This window comes from Paraburkholderia sediminicola (assembly GCF_046026855.1).
GTDB lineage: Bacteria > Pseudomonadota > Gammaproteobacteria > Burkholderiales > Burkholderiaceae > Paraburkholderia > Paraburkholderia sediminicola_A.
Genome location: NZ_JAQQET010000119.1, coordinates 1 through 262 on the forward strand (window position 1 = coordinate 1; position 262 = coordinate 262).

A 262-nucleotide genomic window follows, 5' to 3' on the forward strand; every position below is an offset into this window, starting at 1 on the left:
CAATCTGCCGAAGAAAACGGCGCGCGCGTTGCTGGACATCGAGGACAACAAGATTGTCCCGATCATCCGCAACCCGAAGACGACCACCGCCGATACGGAAGCGGTGTTCTATTTCCCGGGCTGCGGCTCGGAGCGGCTGTTCTCGCAAGTGGGTCTGGCTACGCAAGCCATGCTGTGGGAGGCCGGCGTACAAACCGTGCTACCGCCGGGTTACCTGTGTTGCGGCTACCCGCAACGCGGTTCGGGCCAGTTCGACAAGGCC

Annotated in this window: 1 protein-coding gene; it reads left to right on the forward strand. The window is 62.6% G+C overall.

Annotated features, from left to right (window positions below):
- Window positions 1-262, forward strand: a 262-nt coding sequence (locus tag PQR40_RS39040) for a heterodisulfide reductase-related iron-sulfur binding cluster (protein WP_408511289.1), incomplete at both ends; no start/stop codon positions are given.